Source organism: Actinoplanes missouriensis 431 (genome assembly GCF_000284295.1).
Taxonomy (GTDB): domain Bacteria; phylum Actinomycetota; class Actinomycetes; order Mycobacteriales; family Micromonosporaceae; genus Actinoplanes; species Actinoplanes missouriensis.
This window is the reverse complement of record NC_017093.1, coordinates 5,940,394-5,959,003: the sequence shown is the minus strand read 5'-3', so window position 1 is coordinate 5,959,003 and position 18,610 is coordinate 5,940,394. Positions and strand designations below refer to the sequence as shown.

At 73.0% G+C, this 18,610-nt stretch carries 14 protein-coding genes; 8 read left to right on the top strand and 6 right to left on the bottom strand.

Features of this window, described 5'->3' with window-relative positions; genetic code table 11:
- Positions 1-144: 144 nt before the first annotated feature.
- Both AMIS_RS27465 and AMIS_RS27460 read right to left on the bottom strand, forming a co-directional pair.
- A complete protein-coding gene (locus AMIS_RS27465; RefSeq protein ID WP_014445692.1) occupies positions 145-630 on the bottom strand; it encodes an SRPBCC family protein in 486 nt (161 codons plus the stop codon).
- A gap of 13 nt (positions 631-643) precedes the next feature.
- Complete coding sequence (locus AMIS_RS27460) at positions 644-976, bottom strand: ArsR/SmtB family transcription factor (RefSeq protein WP_014445691.1); 333 nt, start codon at positions 974-976, stop codon at positions 644-646.
- A 136-nt stretch (positions 977-1,112) separates the two neighbouring features.
- Here AMIS_RS27460 and AMIS_RS42990 point away from each other — a divergent pair, with 136 nt between their 5' ends.
- The gene (locus AMIS_RS42990; RefSeq protein ID WP_014445690.1) at positions 1,113-1,268 is read left to right on the top strand and encodes a hypothetical protein; all 156 of its coding nucleotides are present in this window, start codon (positions 1,113-1,115) and stop codon (positions 1,266-1,268) included.
- Here the strand turns inward: AMIS_RS42990 and AMIS_RS27455 are convergent.
- The 3 genes from AMIS_RS27455 to AMIS_RS27445 form a co-directional block, all read right to left on the bottom strand.
- Positions 1,250-1,741: a molybdenum cofactor biosysynthesis protein gene (locus AMIS_RS27455; RefSeq protein ID WP_014445689.1), complete on the bottom strand. Its 492-nt coding sequence runs from the start codon at positions 1,739-1,741 to the stop codon at positions 1,250-1,252. The two genes, AMIS_RS42990 and AMIS_RS27455, sit on opposite strands and share 19 nt — an antisense overlap.
- 78 nt (positions 1,742-1,819) lie before the next feature.
- Positions 1,820-2,569 (bottom strand): NADPH-dependent F420 reductase, encoded by a 750-nt coding sequence (locus AMIS_RS27450; protein WP_014445688.1) that lies wholly within the window; start codon positions 2,567-2,569, stop codon positions 1,820-1,822.
- A gap of 21 nt (positions 2,570-2,590) precedes the next feature.
- Positions 2,591-3,205 carry a TetR/AcrR family transcriptional regulator gene (locus AMIS_RS27445; protein WP_014445687.1) on the bottom strand — a complete coding sequence of 205 codons (615 nt, stop codon included), beginning with the start codon at positions 3,203-3,205 and terminating at the stop codon, positions 2,591-2,593.
- A 104-nt stretch (positions 3,206-3,309) separates the two neighbouring features.
- Between AMIS_RS27445 and AMIS_RS27440 the strand changes: the two genes are divergently transcribed.
- The 7 genes from AMIS_RS27440 (at position 3,310) to araD (ending at position 17,888) form a co-directional block, all read left to right on the top strand.
- Positions 3,310-4,347, top strand: a complete 1,038-nt coding sequence (locus tag AMIS_RS27440) for an NADP-dependent oxidoreductase (protein WP_014445686.1) — start codon at positions 3,310-3,312, stop codon at positions 4,345-4,347.
- Positions 4,348-4,553: 206 nt separating this feature from the next.
- Positions 4,554-7,175, top strand: a complete 2,622-nt coding sequence (locus tag AMIS_RS27435) for a hypothetical protein (protein WP_157435102.1) — start codon at positions 4,554-4,556, stop codon at positions 7,173-7,175.
- 286 nt (positions 7,176-7,461) lie between these two features.
- Positions 7,462-13,467 carry a DUF4011 domain-containing protein gene (locus tag AMIS_RS27430; protein ID WP_014445684.1) on the top strand — a complete coding sequence of 2,002 codons (6,006 nt, stop codon included), beginning with the start codon at positions 7,462-7,464 and terminating at the stop codon, positions 13,465-13,467.
- A 36-nt stretch (positions 13,468-13,503) separates the two neighbouring features.
- Positions 13,504-14,700 (top strand): esterase-like activity of phytase family protein, encoded by a 1,197-nt coding sequence (locus tag AMIS_RS27425; RefSeq protein ID WP_014445683.1) that lies wholly within the window; start codon positions 13,504-13,506, stop codon positions 14,698-14,700.
- 75 nt (positions 14,701-14,775) lie between these two features.
- Positions 14,776-16,068 carry a hypothetical protein gene (locus AMIS_RS27420; protein ID WP_014445682.1) on the top strand — a complete coding sequence of 431 codons (1,293 nt, stop codon included), beginning with the start codon at positions 14,776-14,778 and terminating at the stop codon, positions 16,066-16,068.
- Positions 16,065-17,102, top strand: a complete 1,038-nt coding sequence (pstS, locus tag AMIS_RS27415) for a phosphate ABC transporter substrate-binding protein PstS (protein WP_014445681.1) — start codon at positions 16,065-16,067, stop codon at positions 17,100-17,102. The genes AMIS_RS27420 and pstS overlap by 4 nt, the downstream gene beginning before the upstream one ends.
- A 78-nt stretch (positions 17,103-17,180) precedes the next feature.
- Complete coding sequence (gene araD / locus AMIS_RS27410; RefSeq protein WP_014445680.1) at positions 17,181-17,888, top strand: L-ribulose-5-phosphate 4-epimerase AraD; 708 nt, start codon at positions 17,181-17,183, stop codon at positions 17,886-17,888.
- A gap of 70 nt (positions 17,889-17,958) precedes the next feature.
- Here araD and AMIS_RS27405 read toward each other — a convergent pair whose 3' ends face one another.
- Complete coding sequence (locus AMIS_RS27405; protein WP_014445679.1) at positions 17,959-18,522, bottom strand: hypothetical protein; 564 nt, start codon at positions 18,520-18,522, stop codon at positions 17,959-17,961.
- Positions 18,523-18,610: the final 88 nt, after the last annotated feature.

The window sequence follows — 18,610 nt, the reverse complement described above, 5'->3', positions numbered from 1 at the left end:
CGCTTCACGTGGCCGGTTCCCGCCCGGCGCCCCCGGCCCGGTGCCCCCGGCCCGCCGCCCGCCGCCCCGCCCGGCGCCCGCCGCCCCGCCCGGCGCCCGCCGCCCCGCCCGGCGCCCGCCGCCTGGTGAAGTGGCGGGCGGCGGTCAGGCGGCGAGCAGCTCGTCGATCTGGTTCTGGGCTTCCCGCATGCCCTCCTCCACGCCGATCTCGACCATCCGTTCCAGCTGTTCCACACTGCTGAACGAGGTCACCGTGGTCATCCGGGTCCGGTCGCCGGCGGCCTCGATCGTGACCGTGTCGTGCATGGCGTCCTTCGGGTCGATCGGTTCGGCGTTCTCGTCGGCGAACCCGTCGTCGAACTCCAGACGGTGCGGCGCCTCGATCGCCGTGATCGTCCACCAGCCGTGGGCCTTCGTCCCGTCCGGGCCGGTCATGTAGTAGCGCGCCTGCCCGCCCGGCTCGAACTCGAACCGCTCGAAGGTGGCCGGCCAGGCCGGCGGCCCCCACCAGCGCTCCAGCTTGCGCGGGTCGGCCCAGATCTGCCAGACCCTCTCCACCGTCGCCTCGAACTCGGCGACGAACGTCATGGTGAGTGTGTCCACGTCCTTGGTAGCGCTGATCACCGGCACGGCCGGTCTCCCCTCAGTCGTCGTTGAGGATGCCGGCGATCCGGTCGGCGCGATGCCGCCAGATCGCCTCGTACGCATCGAGCAGGAGAGCCACCCGGCGCAGTGCCGTGACCTCCCCGTGCACGATCTGCTCCCGCCCTCGCCGGGTCTTGCTGACGAGAGCGGCACGCTCCAGCACCGCGACGTGTTTCTGCACCGCGGCGAAGCTCATCGGGTATTGCCGGGCCAGCTCGGAGACGGACTGCCCGGAACGGATCACCGTGGTGAGGATGTCCCGCCGGGTGGCGTCCGCGAGGGCGTGGAAGACGCGATCCGCATCTGCCTCGGACAGGTGACCTACAACCATGTGGTTGTACGTTAGCCATCGTGACGGCCGGTCGCAAGGTGGTAGCGGAGTGGGTGCGGAAACGGATTTCCCTGCAGAGCGCCCGCCCGCCGCCGATCAACGGGGCACTTAGCTGATCAAGCCGACGGGAGTCGTCATGAGCATGAGCATCGGGACCTCGACCCCGCCCACCACCCGCGACACGCACGCCGCGTGGCTGCGCCGCCGTGAGGAGGACCTGCCGTCCAACTGGGTGTCGCGCGAGCGCGCGGCCGCGAAGGAGCGGCGGGACCTTCAGCCGGAGATGGCCTGATCCTCGAGGACGGCGACAACCACCGGCCCGACCCGCAGCACTCCGTCGTTGAGCGGCACGCAGCGGATCCCGCCCTTGCCGCGCAGCGCCCGGAACGCGCCCGGGCCGACCGTCACGTCCATCCACGCGCAGGGGTTGGCCCGCCGGCGCGCCCGCAGCAGCACCGGCCCGGCACCGGAGTCGAGGCTCAGCACCGACCCGACCAGATCGTCCACGGCGATCCCGGTGACCAGGATGTTGCGGCGCACCCGGGCCAGCCCGGCGCCCGGCGGCAGCGACTCGCCGGCGATGACCGTGATGCTCGCGTCGCGGTGCGCCGGGTGGTTGAAGTAGCGGTCCCCGGTGATCCCGAGCCCGGCCCGGACGTGGATCTCGGAGACGAGTTCGCCCGGCGGCGCGGGCGCCGGACCGTCGGAGGGACGCCCCTCGAAGCGGTGCACGGGCGAGGCGAGCAGCTCCACGATCTCCGGCATGGCGGGAGTGTAGGCCCCACCGGCCTCAGCGCGGCCGGGCGATCACGGCTGGGTGATCACGGGCGGCCCGGACCCGCCTCAGCGCAGCGCCGCCAGCGCCTCCGCGAGCGCATCGGTGGCATCCCGGACGTCCACCTCGCGCGACTGCAGCGGCCCACCGGTCTCGGTGAGCCGGGCCGCCTTGGCCCCGCCGGCGTAGAACGGCGCGAACCCCAGGTCCCGGATGATCCGGCAGGCGGCCTCGCGGGCGTCCCGCTCGTCGGTGCAGACGAACTCGGCGAGCAGCGGGTCGTGCCCGCGCCGCCGGCTCAGCACGTCGGTGGAGATGGTGTTGAACGCCTTGACCCAGTGCGCGCCCGGCGCCCATTCGATGAGTGTCTCCAGGCCGCTCTTCCCGCCGGCGTGGGCGAGCATCCGATCGGCGGCCTCGCTCGGCGGGCCGTTGATCGCTGCGGCCACCAGGATCGGGTCCTTGATGCTGGCGCCGGTGAGGTGGCTGCCGGTGAACGCGCCGGCGCCGGCGCCGGCCGCGACGGGCGCGCCGTCCGCCGGGTTCGTGACGTCGATGACGACCTTGCCCTCCAGGGCGCTCCGGGTCACGTCGACGGCTTCCTTGGCGCCGGACCAGTTCGGTGCGAAGATCACCATCTCGCCGAACGCCGCGGCCTGCGGGACCGGCATGACGCGTAGTTTCCCGTTCATCCGGTCCACCTGCTCGCGCAGCCGCTCCGGGTGCCGGGACGTGACCGCCACGTCATGCCCGCTCTCGACGCACCAGGTCGCCAGAGTGCCGCCGAGCTGACCTGCCCCAATGACACCGATACGCATGACCTCAGGGTGCCTCCTGAATCACCCGCCGGACCGCCGAATCGGCAAATCCCCGTAGAGCATCCGCAGCTCGACGGTGACCAGGTCGCCGACGATCGCGTCCGGGTCGCCCGCACTCACGAACGTGGCCAGCCGCAGGTCGTCGACCATCCCGGCCAGGACGGCGGGCGCCGGGCCGTGCGGGGCGAGCCCGGCGGCGCGGTCCCGTTCGATGCGGGCGGCCAGCCGGCTGACGTGCGCCTCCCGCAGCCCGGCCCGCCACTGCGCGATCGGCGGGCAGCCCGGCGCGGCGGCGAGCGCGCCGGTGAGCAGGCGCCCGTGGCTGCGCCACAGCGTGGCGAGACCGGCCAGCGCGGTACGCAGCGACTCCTCGTCCGGACCGGCGCCGTCCAGCCACGGCCCCGCGTCGGCGAGCAGCTCACCGGTGAGGTCGTGCAGCAGGGCGACCACGACTGCCAGTTTCGAGTCGAAGTAGAAGTAGAAGCTCGACCGGGAGATCTCCGCACCGGCGGCGAGGTCGTCGATGGTGATGTCGGCGAGCGGCTTGCTCGCCAGCAGCGTCCGGGCGGTTTCCAGGATCGCCTGCTCGCGCCGGTCGCCCTTGCTGGGCCCGCGGCGCCTTCCCGGTGCGTTCATGCACTCACCGTAACGCGGTTAACAGGCTAGAGTCGACACGGTGTCGACTTTCTCGACATACTGTCGAGAAGCAACGACAGCCCGTTTCCGATTGGGGAGTCCTCGTGAAAGAGATCCGCCTCGCGTCCCGTCCCTCCGGCTGGCCCACCGCCGAGAACTTCGCGATCGTCGATGTCGAGACGCCGGTGCCCGGCGACGGTCAGGTGCTGATCCGCAACGTCTACATGTCGGTCGACCCGTACATGCGAGGCCGGATGAACGACGTCAAGTCCTACGTGCCGCCGTTCGTGCTCGGCGCGCCGCTCGACGGCGCCGCGATCGGCGAGGTGGTCGCGTCGAACTCCTCCGCGGTTCCGGTCGGCGCCGTCGTGGCGCACGGGCTCGGCTGGCGGGAGTTCGCGGTGGCGGACGGGAACCGGGTGCGTGTCGTGGACCCGGCCGCGGCGCCGACCCTCTCCGCGTACCTCGGCCTGCTCGGCATGACAGGGCTCACGGCGTACGTCGGCCTGTTGGACATCGCGCAGTTCAAGGAGGGTGACACCGTCTTCGTCTCGGGCGCCGCCGGTGCCGTGGGCAGCGTGGTCGGCCAGATCGCCAAGCTGCGCGGGGCGAAGCGCGTGATCGGCAGCGCCGGCTCCGCGGAGAAGGCCCGCCACCTCGTCGACGACCTCGGTTTCGACACGGCGTTCAACTACAAGGAGGCTCCGGTGCGCGACCAGTTGCGCGCCGCGGCGCCGGACGGCATCGACGTCTACTTCGACAACGTGGGCGGCGACCACCTGGAGGCGGCGATCTCCCAGCTGAACAAATTCGGGCGCGTGGCGATGTGCGGCGCGATCGCGCAGTACAACGACACCAGCGCTCCGTCGGCCCCGCGCAACCTGGCGCTCGCCATCGGCAAGGAGCTCAACCTGCGCGGCTTCATCGTCGGCAACCACAACCACCGGATGCCCGACTTCCTCGCCGAGGTCGGCGGCTGGCTGCGCGAGGGCCGGATCTCCGCCCGCGAGACCGTCGTCGAGGGCATCGAGAACGCGCCCGAGGCATTCCTCGGCGTCCTTCGCGGGGACAACACCGGCAAGATGGTGGTCAAGGTCGCGGAGAGGGGCAAGGTGGGCGATCTGCCCACTGTCCGTTCCTGATCATTCGTGTACGGGTGATCGGGGTCCTGCTCCGGGCGGGACCCCGATCCGCACCCGGTCACTCTGTGTGATTGTTGACGATTTGCCGGATCCTGAACGATGATTCGGTCGCGCGGTGCGGTTGATCGCGATACGGAACGTACGGTTGATCGCACTCGTCCGTACGGACGAGGTCACTGACGGAAAGCAGACACTAGCGTTCCCGTGTGGCGAATCGGTTCCAACTCTGGGGACAAGCAGGCTGGGCGAGTGCCGAGGTGGTCGGCGAGACGCACTACGCGAAAGCGATACGTGCTCTCTTCGGCTCCGACTTCAACCCCCAGGGCACCGACATAACCATCCCCCTGCAGCTGATACCCGACCGCAACAACCGTCACGACCGGAACGCGGTCGGCGTGTGGTCCGACGCCAGCCTGCTCGGGCACCTGCCCCGGCCGGAGGCCGCGCGCTACGTCAAGGTGCTCACCGCGCTCACTAAGCGTGGCCTGACTCCCGAGGTCAACGCCCAGATCCACGGCCGTGAGTGGGGTGAGTACGACGGCCGCCCGGCGGCGTTCGTCGGCACCATCCGGCTCGACCTGGCCGAGCCGCACATGCTGTTCCCGGCGAACGACCCGCCGCTCGCCGAGCACCGGCTGCTGCCCTCCGGCTCCGCCGTGCAGGTCAACGGCCAGCAGCAGCTCCTCGACGCGCTCCGCCCGCTGCTGCGTCCCGAGGGCGAGTGCTGGGCGTATGTGACCCTGCACGAGATGGCCGACCACCTCGTCGAGGTGCGCATCGGCGACGCCCGGGTCGGCGACCTGAGCCCGAAGATGAGCGGCGAGCTGCTGCCCACCCTGCGTCACCTCTCCGAGCAGGGCCTGGTGACCGCCGCCCGGGCCATCGTGAAGGGCAACGCCGGCGAGGCCAGCGTGATGCTCTACATCGCCCGCGTGCAGGACCTCCCCGAAGCCTGGCAGGGCAAACAGTCCACCACCGGCTTCCCGGGCACGCCCGCGCCGTTCCCCGCCGCAACGACCCCCGCCGCCGGCTTCCCGGCAGCCCCTTCCGGGTACGCGGCGGCGGCGTCCGCGGGTTACTCCGCGGTGCCCACCAGCTTCGGCGATCCGGTGCCGGCCCCTTCCGGGTACGCGGGAGCGCCGTCCCCGGACGCCGCGGACCCGTCGGCCCCCGGCTTTCCGGCATCGTCGACCCCCGGCTGGGCCGCGGCGGGTGCACCCGCGTCCGGCGCGACCTCCACGGGGCCGGCCACTCCAGGCGCGGCACCCGGTCCGGCCGGGGGCATCGCACCCACCTGGGCCCAGCCCGGCGACCCCACCCCTTCTCAGCCCACCGGCGGCACACCGGCCGCGCCCGGCGGCATCTCGCCGACCTGGTCGCCGGCGGCTGACGCGGTGCCGGGCGCGGCCGGCGGGATCGCGCCCGCCTGGTCGCAGCCCGGTGAGGCGGTGCCGAGCTGGGCCGCGCGCGACGACGCGACGCCGGGCTGGACGCCCGGCGGTTCCGGCGAGTCGACCTCCGGCTGGTCCGCGGGGGAGTCGGGCCTGAGGCTCGGCATCGCCAGCGACGCGGGCCTGGGCCGCCCTGCTCCGGACACCACCTCGAGGCGCGATGCCGGCTTCGGCCGGGATGCGGCACCCGGCGGCGGGCCGGGGCGGGACCTCGGGCCGGGGCGGGACCTCGGGCCGGGGCGTGACCCCGGGCCGGGGCGTGACCCCGGGCTCGGGCGTGGCTCCGCCGCTGACGGGCTGCCGGTGCGGCCCGCGGGCAGCGAACCGGGAACGGCCGTGCCGAGCTGGGCCGCGCCGGGGGAGACCGTGCCGAGCTGGGCCGCGTCCAGCGAACCCGCCCCGAGCTGGGCCGCCTCCAACGAGCCCGCGCCGGGCTGGGCGGCGTCCGGCGAGCCGGGCCAGAACTGGAACGCCGGCGGCGAAGCGATACCGAGCTGGGCTGCGCCGGGTGACGCCGTCCCCAGCTGGGCCAAGCCGAGCACCGGCGTGCCGGCCTGGGCGGTGCCGAGCGCCTCGGCGCTGCCGACCCTGCCGTCCACCGGTTCCCTGCCGGGCAGCACCACCCCGCGCCTGGACCAGTCCGGCGACGACGCGGCGTCCCGCCCGTCCTCCCCGGCCCACGCCGGGACATCGCTGGCCGACTCACCCCTGCCGGGCTCGCCCGGCACCCTGTCCGGATCGCCCGCCACCCTGCCGGGCGCGCCCTCGCCGGCATCCCCGGGTGCCCTGCCGGGCTCACCCGCCTCCACGTCGCCGGGCGCCTTCCCGGGTTCGTCCGCGCCGACGTCGCCGGGCGCTCTGCCGGGGTCGTCCGCGCCGGGCTCGTCGCTCCCGGGGTCACTGTCGGGCGCGGCCGTGCCGGCGTCGTCCGTGCCGGGGGCTCTGCGGCCCACGTCGGGTCAGCCCGCGTCGTCCGCCGCCGGTTCCGTGGCGCCGATGCCGTCCTCGCCGCTGTCGGCGGTGCCGTCCTCCGGGGCGCCGGCGTTCGGTGACACCGGATCGTCGGACTCGTTCGGCAACCCGGTGAGCCCCGCCCCGGCCGGCGCGGAGATCGCCGAGACCACGGTGATCCCCGCCCTGGCCGCCGTGGTGAAGAGCAACCCGGCCCGCCGCTCCGGCGCCGCACCGGTCTCCCCGGCCCCCGAGCCGAACCCGCACCCGCCCATCCCCGGCGCCCCGACCGGCATCAAGTTCGTGGTGCCGCCGGGCTGGCCGGTCCCGCCGGACGGCTGGTACCCGCCCGACGGCTGGCGCCCCGACCCCGGCTGGCCGCTCGCCCCCGCCGGCTGGCAGTGGTGGGTCCCCATCTGGGACTGACGCACACGCCCATCCCCGCGTGTGGAGTCCAGGTGCGGAGCGCACCCGAACTCCACGCGCGGGGGAGGTGCTGTTGCTGCGTGTGGGCTTGGGGGCGGGCTGGTGGAATTCGCCACGCCCGAGGTTTACTGGCTGTCGTTATTGTTCCGTTTGTGGGCTTTTGTAGCGGGCTGAGCACGTCCAGCCCTTTCTTCGACAGGCCGAATTCGATCGGTTGACGTCCGGAACGTCGTATTAACCCGGAAAATCGCCACGGTGACCCACCTTGCCTTGCTGGAATGTTCCAATGCGGTGGGATGATGCTGACGGGCTGACCGGACGGCCGGATGCGCGGGTTCGCGGAGTGCTGGAGTCCTGGCGTGCCGGTCTGCTGGACTTCACCGGCAGCAATCCGCTGATCGACGTGGATCCCTCGGGGCCGGGCGTCGTGGCGATCGTGAGCCCCACCCCTCGTACCATCATCGAAGCTCTCCATCAGGGCCGGGAGTGCGGCTTCCTCGGGATCGAGGAGCAGGCCGAAGGGCCGCGGCCGCGTGCCGCGAACGTCTTCCAGACCGAGATGATCGACGCGGACATGGACGCGACGCTGCACGCGCTGCGTCGCACGGCCCGCCGTGACCAGTACGAACAGGGCATCTCCGCGCTCTACCTGGCGCTCGGATCACTGCACTGGCAGGACGGCGGCCAGCAGTTCGCCAGCCCGATCCTGCTCCTGCCGGTCGAGCTGGTCTGCCCGGACCCGCTCGACTACCCGCGGCTGCGGGCCCGCCCGGACGACCCGATCGTGAACCCGGCGCTGGCGGTGCGGCTCCGCGCGTACGGCGTCGAGCTCCCCGCCGTGAACACCATCGCCGGCCTGGACCTGACCGTCTTCTGGGCCCGCCTGGACGCCGCGATCAGCGAGCATCCGGACTGGCATTCCGACGAGGCGGTGCTGCTGTCCCGTTTCGACGTGCAGCGGGAGGTGATGTACACCGACCTGGTCGAGAACGAGCGGCAGATCCTCGCCCACCCGGTGATCCGGGCCCTCGCCACCGACCCGCTCGCCCAGCCGGACGCGCTGCGTTTCGAGCCCGTGCCGGTGCGCCGCATCGACGAGCTGGCCGCGCCGGACGACGTCCCGCTGGTCCTGGACGCCGACGCCGCCCAGCGGTCCGCGATCGCGGCGGCGGTGGACGGCCGCACGTTCGTGCTGCGGGGCGCGCCCGGCACCGGCAAGACCCAGACCGTGGCGAACATGATCGCCTGCCTGATCCATGCCGGGAAGCGGGTGCTGCTGGTCTCCGAGAAGGCCGCCGCGCTGGACGGCGTGAAGGAGCGGCTCGGGCGGGTCGGCCTCGACGACTACCTCCTCGAGCTGCACAGCGACCGGATCGGCCGCCTGCAGGTCGCCGCCACGCTCGCCGCCGCGCTGGACTTCATCCCGCTGCCGCCGCCCAGCCTCTCCACCGACGAACGCGAGGAGCTGCGGCAGCACCGGATCCGGCTGAACGCGTACGCGGAGGCGATGAACGAGGTCCGCGAGCCGCTCGGCCACCGGCTGCACGACGTGCTCGGCATGTGCGCGCAGATGACCGACCTCCCGGCCGGTCCGGTGCCGTCGGCGCTGCCGGTGCCGCTGACCACCCAGTCGCTGCAGCGCGTCCGGGACGCCGCGGCGAGCCTGGGCCGCGCCTGGCGTCCGGCGCTGGAGGGCGACGACTTCCTCTGGCGGGACGTGATCGACCGTAACCGCCTGGACGCCCGCCTGCACCAGGCACAGGCCGCCCTGGAGCACCTGGTCGAGGCGGTCGCCAGCGACCGGCTCGCGGCCGTCTTCGACGCGCAGGCGCTGTCCGACGCGATCACGCTGACCACGCTCGTCGGCCACGCCGCCCGCCGGCCCGCCGAGGTGCCCGGCGAGTGGCTCACCCTGGACAGCCTGGAGACCGTCGCGAAGGCGGCCGAGAGCCTGGTCACCCACCTGCGGTCGCTGCACCGGGCGGAGGAGGTGGTCCGCGCGAAGGCCGGCGTCACCTGGTCGGCGCTGCCCTCGCCGGCGAAGCTGCCGGTCGTGCCCACGCTCGTGCACCTGAACCCGCCACCGGTCGAGCTGCTGCCGCTGACCTCGGCGCAGGCCCGTGGCCTGGCCCGCCGGTTCGCCGAGGAGGCCGACCGCCTGGAGCAGCACCAGCACAGCCTGGACCGGGTCACCGCCCGGCTCGGCCTGCCGAACGTCGTCGCGTTCACCGACATCGGCCGGGTGGCAGCGATCGTCGACCTGCTGAGCCGGCCGGACAAACCGGAGCCGACCTGGTTCGACACCACCGGGATGGCGTCCGCGCGGGCCGCCGCCCGGGTGCTGCAGCGCGCGGTCGACGTGGTGAAGGCCGCCGAGTCCCGGGCGCGCGAGCACTTCAACGACGCGGCGCTGGTGGAGCCGGTGGACGAGCTCGCCGAGCGGTTCGCCACCCAGCACAAGGGGATGCGCAAGCTGCGGGCGCCGTACCGGCGGGACAAGCGGATCGCGGCCGGCATCGCGCGCACCGACGTGAAGCGGTCGGACGCGGTCGCCAACCTCGCCGCGGCGGCCGCCTGGAAGCGGTCGATCCGGGAGCTGGAGCAGGCCGAGCAGGAGTACGCCCGGAACCTGGGCAGCCACTGGCGGCACCTGGACACCGACTTCGACGCGATCCAGGAGGCGCTGAAGACCGCCGAGGAGGCGCTGCGGATCACCCCGCCGGAGGCGCTGCCGGGCGTCATCGAACGGGTCTGCGCGCCGACCCCGAACAGCGCGATCATCCGGATCGTCACCGAGGCGCGCAAGGAGTTCGACAGGTTCACCGCGGCGCTGCGCACGCCGCCGGAGCCGGCGCCCCGGCCGCAACTCGCCGCGGGACCGATCCACGACGCGGTCACCTGGCTGCGGGCGCACGTGGAGCCGCTCACCGCCGCCGCGGACCTGGTCCAGGCGTACAGCACGGCGGCCGGGCGGGACTTCACGCTCGCCGAGTCGGCCGCGATCGGCCTGCTCCGGGAAACCGCCTCGGACGCGGCGGCGGCGCTCACCGCGAACGCCGCCGAGTACGCCGACGTGCTCGGCCCGCTCTACCGCGGCACCCAGACCGACGTGGACGCCCTGGCCGGCGCGATGTCCTGGGCGTCCGAGGCACGCCGGGTACGGGCCGGCGCCGACATCGCGTTCACGCCGGAGCAGGCGGCCGCCCTCGCCGAGGTCCGGCCCACCGACGCGCTGCCGTCCCGGGTCGCGGAGTGGCAGGCCGCCCGGGACTGGATCCTGCGGGCCTTCGCGCCGCGCCGGCACCCGTCGCTGACCGCGACCCTCGACGACCACGAGAGCGCCCGCGAGCTGATCACCGCGCTGCTCGAGGACAGCCACGGCCAGCAGGAGTGGTTCGACTACCAGGCGGCGCGGGCGGTGCTCGGCGAGCACGGCCTGGACCCGGTCGTGGAGTTCTGCGCGCACGAGGACCTGCCCGTCGACCAGCTGCTGCCGGTGCTGGGACGGGCGCTGTTCCAGTCCTGGGCCGACATGATCATCCGCGAGGACGAGCGGCTGCCCCCGCTCGACGCGGCGTCCCGGGACCGGCTGATCCGCGAGTTCCGGCTCTGGGACACGCTGCTGGAACGGGCCGCGGCCGCCGACGTGATGAACGCCGTCGACGAGATGCAGCCGTCCGGCACGGCGGTCGCCGAGGCCGCGGTGCTGCGGGCCGCCGCCGCGCAGCAGGGCCGCCGGCCGGCGGTCCGGGACCTGCTCGCCGAGACCCGCAACGCCACCTTCGCGGTGAAGCCGTGCATGCTGACCATCCCGGCCGACGTGAGCCGGCTGATCCCGTCCGACCTCTACTTCGACGTCGTGATCGTCGACGAGGCGTCCCGGGTGCCGGTCGCGGACGCGATCACCTGCGCGTACCGGGCCAGCTCGATGATCGTGGTGGGTGACGACCGGCAGCTCGGGGCGGCGCCGCTGCCCGGCGGCGACGGCCAGTCCATCCTCGGCCTGGCCATCCACTGCGGGGCGTTCCCGGTGCTGGACCTGACCACGCACTACCGCAGCCGGCACGAGTCGCTCATCGCGTTCGCCAACCACAGCTTCTACGCGGGACAGCTCAACACGTTCCCGGCCGCCGCGCCGGCCGGTCCGGACTCGGGTGTGCAGCTGTACGGGGCCGACGGCGACGAGTCGCTCGCCGAGGAGGTCGCCAGCCGGGTCGCGCACCACCTGGTCACCCGCCCGGACCGTACGCTCGGCGTGGTCACCTGCACGCCGGAGCTGCGCTGGGAGATCGAGGCCGCGGTCGCCGACATGGTCGGCTCACCGGACGACGACCGGCTGCGCGGCTTCTTCGTGAAGGACCTCGACGCGGTGCAGGGCGACGAGCGGGACGTGATGATCCTGGCGATCGGCACGGACCTGGGCGGCCTGGACGGCGCGGACGGGTGGCGGCGGCTCAACGTCGCGACGACCCGCGCGGCCCGCCGCCTCGAGGTGGTCTCCTCGGTGCGCGGCCGGGACCTCGCGGACCGCGAAAATGTGCGGCATCTCGCCGCCTATCTGGACTATGCGGTACGCGGTGAGGACGCGCTCGAGCTGACGGATCCGGCGGCCGACGCGCAGGCGCCGTTCGAGGACTCGGTGCGGGACGTGATCGCCGCCTGGGGCTATCACGTGCGGACCCGGGTCGGCACCGGCGCTTTCCGGGTCGACCTGGCGGTCCGCCTCTCGTCCCGGCGCAGCGCCCCCTACGTCCTCGGCATCGAGTGCGACGGCACCACGTACGATTCCGCGCCCGCCGCCCGGGACCGGGACCGCCTGCGTGAGCAGGTCCTGCAGGGGCTGGGCTGGCGGCTGCACCGGATCTGGGGCACGGCCTGGTACCTGGACCGCGAGCACGAGGAGCAGCGGCTGCGGATCGCCATCGACGAGGCCCTCGCCGAGTACCCCGCCGAGCCGGCGCCGGAGCTGACCGGCGACGAGAGCCCGGTGGCCGAGGCCGCCGGGGAGCCGGTCGAGTCGCAGGACCCGATCGAGTCGCTGGAGTCGGTCGAGCCGCTGGCCGACGACGGGCTGGCCGAGGTGTTCGCCGAGGCCGATGCCGAGGAGGAGGCCTTCGCCGAGGCGTTCGCCGAGGTCTACGCGCACACCGAGCCCGAGGTGTACGCGGTCACCGAACCCGAGGTGTACGCCGAGACCGAGCCCGAGGTGTACGCGGTCCGCGAGCCCGAGCCGGTGGAGAGCCCCGAGGTCACCATCGAGATCAGCGCGGAACAGGCGGCGGCCGCGGCCGGACCGGTCTACCAGTACGACGAGCCGGCCGGCCCCGAGCCGTGGTACCTGGCCTCCGACTACCTGATCGACGAGGCCGGCGCCTACCTCGCCGGAGTGGAGGACGCCGAGCGCGAGGCCGTGTCGTTCGAGGGCCAGCCCGACGTGGTGGCCGCGGTCAGCGACTACGAGCACGTCGTCGTCCCGGCGATCTTCGAGCAGCTGCACCGCGCCGAGATCGACCCGGTCGACATGCACCCGGTCGCCGGGCACGAGCAGCCCTACGAGCCGGAATACCACGAGCAGCCGCAGGCCGAGTATCCCGAGCCGGAGCACCAGGAGGAGCCGGAACCGGCCGAGGAGGAGATCCCGGTCGCCGCGCACCTCAGCGAGCAGTGGGCCGTCCCGTACCAGAAAGCGGAGCTGGAGCCCCTCCCGGCCGGCGCCGGACTGACCGACCCGGACACCCGCCTGCAGCTGATCGACGCCGTGCGGCAGCTGGCGCAGGTGGAGGGACCCGTGCACATCGCGATCGCGTTGCAGCGGATGCGCGAGCAGTGGGGTCTCGCCCGGATCACCAAGCAGGCCCGGGCGGCCATCGAAGAGTCGATCACCGATGCCGGGCTTGCCTGGGACGGCACGTTCCTGAGCGACCCCGGCCAGCTCGTGCCGATGGTCCGGTTCCGGGCCGAGGACGTGGCCCGCAAGGCCGACCAGATCGCCGACGCCGAGCTGCGGGTGGCCCTGGAACACCTGGTCCACGACGGTGGCGTGCTCACCGTGGACCAGCTGCTGGCCGCCACCGGCCGGCTCTACGGCTGGGCCGCGCGCCGATCGCCCGAGGTGGACGCCCGGCTCACCACGCTGATCGCGGACCTGGTCGACGAGGGACACCTGATCCACCAGGCGGATGGGCTGGCCACTGCGCACGGCCTGCCGGACGCGACCACCCTGCCCCACCACGAGGCCGCGAAAGGAAAGAAGGCGTCACGGCCGCGACGGTCGGCGGCCAGCCGGAAGTGAAACGGGGTTCACCCGGGAGCCCTACCGTCCGGCCACATGGGAAAGATCATCAAACGTGCGCTGGCGGGCGCCGGCGCCGTCGCGCTCACCGTGACCCTGGCCGGGACCGCCTCGGTGGCCGGCGGTCACCACTCCCGGGTCACCACCCCGACCCTGACCGGCTGGGCCTCGCTGCCCGCCGGGACGTTCGTGCCGGGCAGCGAGCCGTCCGGCAGCCTGGTCACCGGCAACCTGAACGGCTTCACCGCGCCCTTCGCGGACCAGCCGGTGCAGGGCTTCTCCGGGATCGCCGACAACGGTGACGGCACGTTCGACGTGCTCTCCGACAACGGGTACGGCAACCAGGCCAACTCGGGTGACTTCCTGCTCCGCGTCCAGCGTCTCGCGCCGGTGTTCCGGGACAACTCCGTGGACGTGCTCGGCGGCGTCAACCTGACCGACCCGGACGGTTTCGTGCCGTGGAAGCTGACCCGCGCGGACCGGGTCCTGACCGGCGCCGACTTCGACGTGGAGTCGATCGTCAAGGCGAAGGACGGCTCGTACTGGATCGGTGACGAGTTCGGCCCGTACCTGATGCACTTCGACCGTGCCGGGCGCCTGCTCGCCGCGCCCGCGCCGCTCGACGGCGTGGTGGCGCCGGAGACCGCGGCCCGGACCGGCGTGCCCGCGACCCTGGGCGGCAGCAAGGGCTTCGAGGGCATGGCCGCGTCGCCCGACGGCCGGTACCTCTACCCGCTGCTGGAGGGCACGGTCACCGGTGACACCGCCGGCAGCCTGCGGCTCAACCAGTTCGACCTGCGCACCCGCAAGTACACCGGCAAGCGCTGGACCTACCAGCTCGACTCGCCGTCGCACGCCATCGGTGACGCGATCGCCGTCGACAAGGACCGCTTCCTGATCATCGAGCGGGACGGCGGCCAGGGCGCCACCGCGGTGCACAAGAAGATCTACCTGGCCACCAAGCGCTCCAACGGCATGCTCGCCAAGAAGCTCGTCGTCGACCTGATGAACATCGCCAACCCGCGCCGGCTGGGCGGTTTCGGCACCACGTTCACCTTCCCGTTCCAGACCATCGAGGACGTGGTGATCCTGGACGACAAGACCATCGCGGTGCTGAACGACAACAACTTCCCGTTCTCCTCCGGCCGCGCCGCCGGTGCCGCCGACAACAACGAGTGGATCACCATCGCGCTGCCCGAGTCGCTGCACCCGGACAAGCGGGTCCTCCGCTGAGTGAACTTCAGGGTGCGTCCCGGTGAAGAGCCGGGGCGCACCTGTCCCTTCGCGACGGTTTGCGGTGATTCGCCGATGGTGACGAGTGCCTACCGTGACGGCGTGGCCGTGGTCATGGAAGCCATCAGCAACGCCGTCCGGCGCGACACCCCCGTCCGCCTGAAGCTGCTCACCGTGCTGGCGGCCGGTGCCGCCGCCGCTCTGCTGCTCGCCGCCGGCCCGGTGATGGCGACGATCCAGGATCAGGTACGGGTGATCGGTCACGAGGCGGCCCCGCAGGCCGCCACCACGGCCGATCTCTACTTCGCACTGAGCGACCTGGACGCGCAGACCACCCGGATCCTGCTGACCGCGGAGAGCGACGCGCTCGCGGGCAGCCGCCTCGACGCGCTCGCCGCGTACCGGGAGCGGGGCCGCCAGGTCGATGCCGGCCTGCAGCGTTGCATGGAGGCCTCCTCGTCGGGCTCGTTCACGGACACCGAACGGCGGCTCGTGCTCGACCTCCTCGACGGGCTCGCCGTCTACCGCCAGCGGGTCGGTCAGGCCCTGGCCGCCCAACCGCACTCCGCGGGTGAGGCGCTCGGCTACTACACGCAGGCCACCACCGTGCTGCACCTTCGGCTGCTCCCGGACGCCCGCCGGCTCCGGCTCACCGCCGAGGACCGGCTGGATCGGGCGTACGCGGCGAAGAGTTCCACCGAAGCGACCGCGAGCGGCGTGGTCGTGCTGCTCGGCGGCGCCCTGCTGGTGCTGCTGGTGACCCTGCAGGTGTGGCTGGCCCGCCGGTTCCGCCGGCTGTGGAACCCGGCCCTGATCGCCGCCACCGCGCTGACCCTGCTCCTGCTCGCAGGCGTCACGGTGGTGCTCGGCGCGCAGCAGAGCCGCCTCACCGAGGCTCGGGCCGGCGGCCTGCGGCCCTACCTGGAACTGTCCGAACTGCGGGCGATCGGTTACGACGCGGCCGCCGACACCAGCCGCTACCTGGTCAGCGGCAACCTCGGTGCGTACCGGGACGACTTCACGTGGAAGGCGAAGCTGCTCGCCGCGCTGGATGGGGACGCCGGGCAGCGGTGGGTGGCCTACCAGCGCGGTCACGAACGGATCCTCGCCCTCGCCGATCACGGCAAGCGGGACCAGGCGGTCACCGCACTCACCGGGATCCGGCGGGGCGACGCGGCGTTCGACTTCGCGTACTTCGACGCGGCGCTCGCCGCGGCCACCGACGCGAGCAAGGCCGAGTTCGATCGGGGCCTGGCCGATGCGGAACGCACCCTGACCGGCGCGGTCACCGTCCCGGTGACGCTGCTCGTCCTGGTCATCCTGCTGATTCCGATCGGCGTGCGACGGCGATTGGCGGAGTACCGATGAGAGCCGTTCCGGTCCTTCTGGCCCTGCTGCTCGCGGTGGCCGGCTGCACGGCGGCTCCCGAGCCGGCCCCGGAGCCGGTTGCCTGCGGCGCCGGGACGACCGCCGGGCAGGGCTCGTCGGCGCAGACCAGCGTGCTGCAGGCGTGGATGAAGGCGTACCAGATCGCCTGTCCCGCCGCGTCGATCGACTACGCGAGCACCGGCTCGGGGGCCGGGGTGCGCGCGTTCGCGGACGGGACCGGGGACTTCGCCGGCACCGACGCGCCCCTCGACGCGGCCGGGCGGAAGCGGGCCGAGCAGCGGTGCCGTGGCCCGGTCGTGCACCTTCCGCTGGTCGCCGGCCCGATCGCGCTCGCCTTCAACGTGGCGGGCGTGGACCGGCTCCGGCTCACGCCGGCGACCATCGCCAAGATCTTCAGCGGCGCGGTCACGGTCTGGAACGACCCGGCCATCGCGAAGGACAATCCGGTCGCTGCGCTCCCTTCCACCCCCATCGGTACGATCCACCGCTCGGACGATTCGGGAACGACGGACAACTTCACCCGTTATCTGGCCGCGGCCGCCGGCCCGGTCTGGCCGCACGGCAGTGGCAGCGCGTGGCGGGCGCCCGGCGGGACGGGGGAGCGGGGCAGTCACCGGGTGGTCGCCGCGGTGGCCCGGACCAACGGGGCGATCGGCTACGTGGAAGGGTCCTACGCCACCGTCCACGACCTGCCGGTGGTGGAGGTCGGCGACGCGGACGGGCCGTTCACCGCGCCGTCGAACTCGGCGGCCGGGCTGGCGATCGCTGACGCGCGGATCGGCGACGACCTCCGGATCGAGCTGCGATACGACGGGACGGCTGATTACGCGTACCCGATCGTCATGGTCTCTTATGAGATCGTGTGCCGCACCGGCACGCCCGCGCTGACCCGCGACTTCCTGGCCTACGCCGCCGGAAGCGGCGGGCAGCGGGTGGCGGAGGCGGCCGGGTACGCGGCCCTGCCGGACGCCCTGCGCCTCCGGGTCGAGTCAGCCGTGTTGGCGTTAACTTAGCGTTTCCGGCCCTTGTCAGGTGATCGCTGAGGTCGGTTAGGGTGAGCGCTAACATTCGCGGGCGTGTGGGGAGATGACGTGACTTACGGGTCGAAGGCGCTGCGCCGGGCCGTGCTCCGGGCCAACAAGATGATCCCGGAGGCCGGGCTCGCCCAGCTGACCTGGGGAAACGTCAGCGGCATCGACCGTGAGGCCGGGCTCTACCTGATCAAGCCGTCCGGGGTCGCCTACGACGATCTGACCGAGGACCACCTGGTGCCCGTCGACCTGGCGACCGGCAAGGTGCTCGCCGGCGACCTGCGCCCCTCCGTGGACAGCGAGTCACATCGGGCGTTCTACCTGGCCTGGCCCTCGATCGGCGGCGTCACCCACACCCACTCCACCAACGCTGTCGCGTTCGCGCAGGCCGGGCTCGACATCCCGCTGCTCGGCACCACGCACGCCGACACGTTCAACGGCCCGATCCCGGTGACCCGTGGACTGACCGCCGACGAGTGCGCCACCGACTACGAGCTCAACACCGGCCGCGTCATCGTCGAGACGATCGGCGACGACGCGGCGGCGGAGGCGATGCCCGCCGCGCTGGTGGCGAACCATGGGCCGTTCACGTGGGGGAGCGACCCGATCAAGTCGGTGCAGCACGGCATCATCTGCGAGGCGGTGGCGGAGATGGCGCTGAAGACGCTGGCGCTGAACCCGGCGGCGGTCATCCCGCAGCACCTGCAGGAGCGTCATTTCAAGCGCAAGCACGGTCCGGGCGCCTACTACGGCAACCCCAAGCCCTGACCGGCGTTCCCCGGATCGCGGGCGTGGGTGCTGCGGTCGTATTCGCCGTGGGCTCGGCCGGTGGGTGAGGTCATGGCGGTGGTGCGGGTGGGGAGGACGGCGCGGGGCTGGCGGAGCGCTTGCCCCGGCTGACCTGTTTCACCAGGCGGAGCATGTTGTGCAGCGGGTTCGCCCCGCTCGGCTCCGGTCTGATGTTGGCGGCCTGGCTCGCTCCGGCGACGCGGGGCATGTTCTCCCGCTGCCGGGGGATCGGTGCGCCCGGCATTGCCGGCATGGCCGAGATGTCGATGGGGTCCGGTGCGATGGGGGGACGGAGGGCGACCGCCGGCTGGTGACGCCACGTGAACGACACTCCGCCGAGGGCCACCGTCCCACCCGGCGCGCACAAGCCTGACGCCCGGTCACCCTCCGCGCCGTCCGGTCCGTAACTGATCATCAGGCTGGTGGCCGCTCGACCGGCCTCCGTGTGGACGGCCCACACCTCCGCGTACCCGATGAGGCCTGTGCCGCCCGCCGTGAGCACCGTCGCCCGGCCGCGCAGCGGCACGGCGACCTCGCGACCGGTGGCGTCGCGGAGGTGCAGGGTGCCGGAGAGTCGGGGGCTCCTGCGGCGGCCCAGCCATCCGCTGCCCATCGGTCAGGGCCTCTGCGTCGTGTCGTCGTTGAGCACCCCTCGGACTGTAACGGCCCATCGACTCCGATCCCGGTTCTGTCACCGGTAC

What these genes read in the sequence shown, in the direction of transcription:
- AMIS_RS27460 (WP_014445691.1), bottom strand. Translation starts at nt 976, where the DNA reads ATGGTTGTAGGTCACCTGTCCGAGGCAGATGCGGATCGCGTCTTCCAC.
- AMIS_RS42990 (WP_014445690.1), top strand. Translation starts at nt 1,113, where the DNA reads ATGAGCATGAGCATCGGGACCTCGACCCCGCCCACCACCCGCGACACG.
- AMIS_RS27455 (WP_014445689.1), bottom strand. Translation starts at nt 1,741, where the DNA reads ATGCCGGAGATCGTGGAGCTGCTCGCCTCGCCCGTGCACCGCTTCGAG.
- AMIS_RS27450 (WP_014445688.1), bottom strand. Translation starts at nt 2,569, where the DNA reads ATGCGTATCGGTGTCATTGGGGCAGGTCAGCTCGGCGGCACTCTGGCG.
- AMIS_RS27445 (WP_014445687.1), bottom strand. Translation starts at nt 3,205, where the DNA reads ATGAACGCACCGGGAAGGCGCCGCGGGCCCAGCAAGGGCGACCGGCGC.
- AMIS_RS27430 (WP_014445684.1), top strand. Translation starts at nt 7,462, where the DNA reads ATGCGGTGGGATGATGCTGACGGGCTGACCGGACGGCCGGATGCGCGG.
- AMIS_RS27425 (WP_014445683.1), top strand. Translation starts at nt 13,504, where the DNA reads ATGGGAAAGATCATCAAACGTGCGCTGGCGGGCGCCGGCGCCGTCGCG.
- AMIS_RS27420 (WP_014445682.1), top strand. Translation starts at nt 14,776, where the DNA reads ATGGTGACGAGTGCCTACCGTGACGGCGTGGCCGTGGTCATGGAAGCC.
- pstS (WP_014445681.1), top strand. Translation starts at nt 16,065, where the DNA reads ATGAGAGCCGTTCCGGTCCTTCTGGCCCTGCTGCTCGCGGTGGCCGGC.
- AMIS_RS27405 (WP_014445679.1), bottom strand. Translation starts at nt 18,522, where the DNA reads ATGGGCAGCGGATGGCTGGGCCGCCGCAGGAGCCCCCGACTCTCCGGC.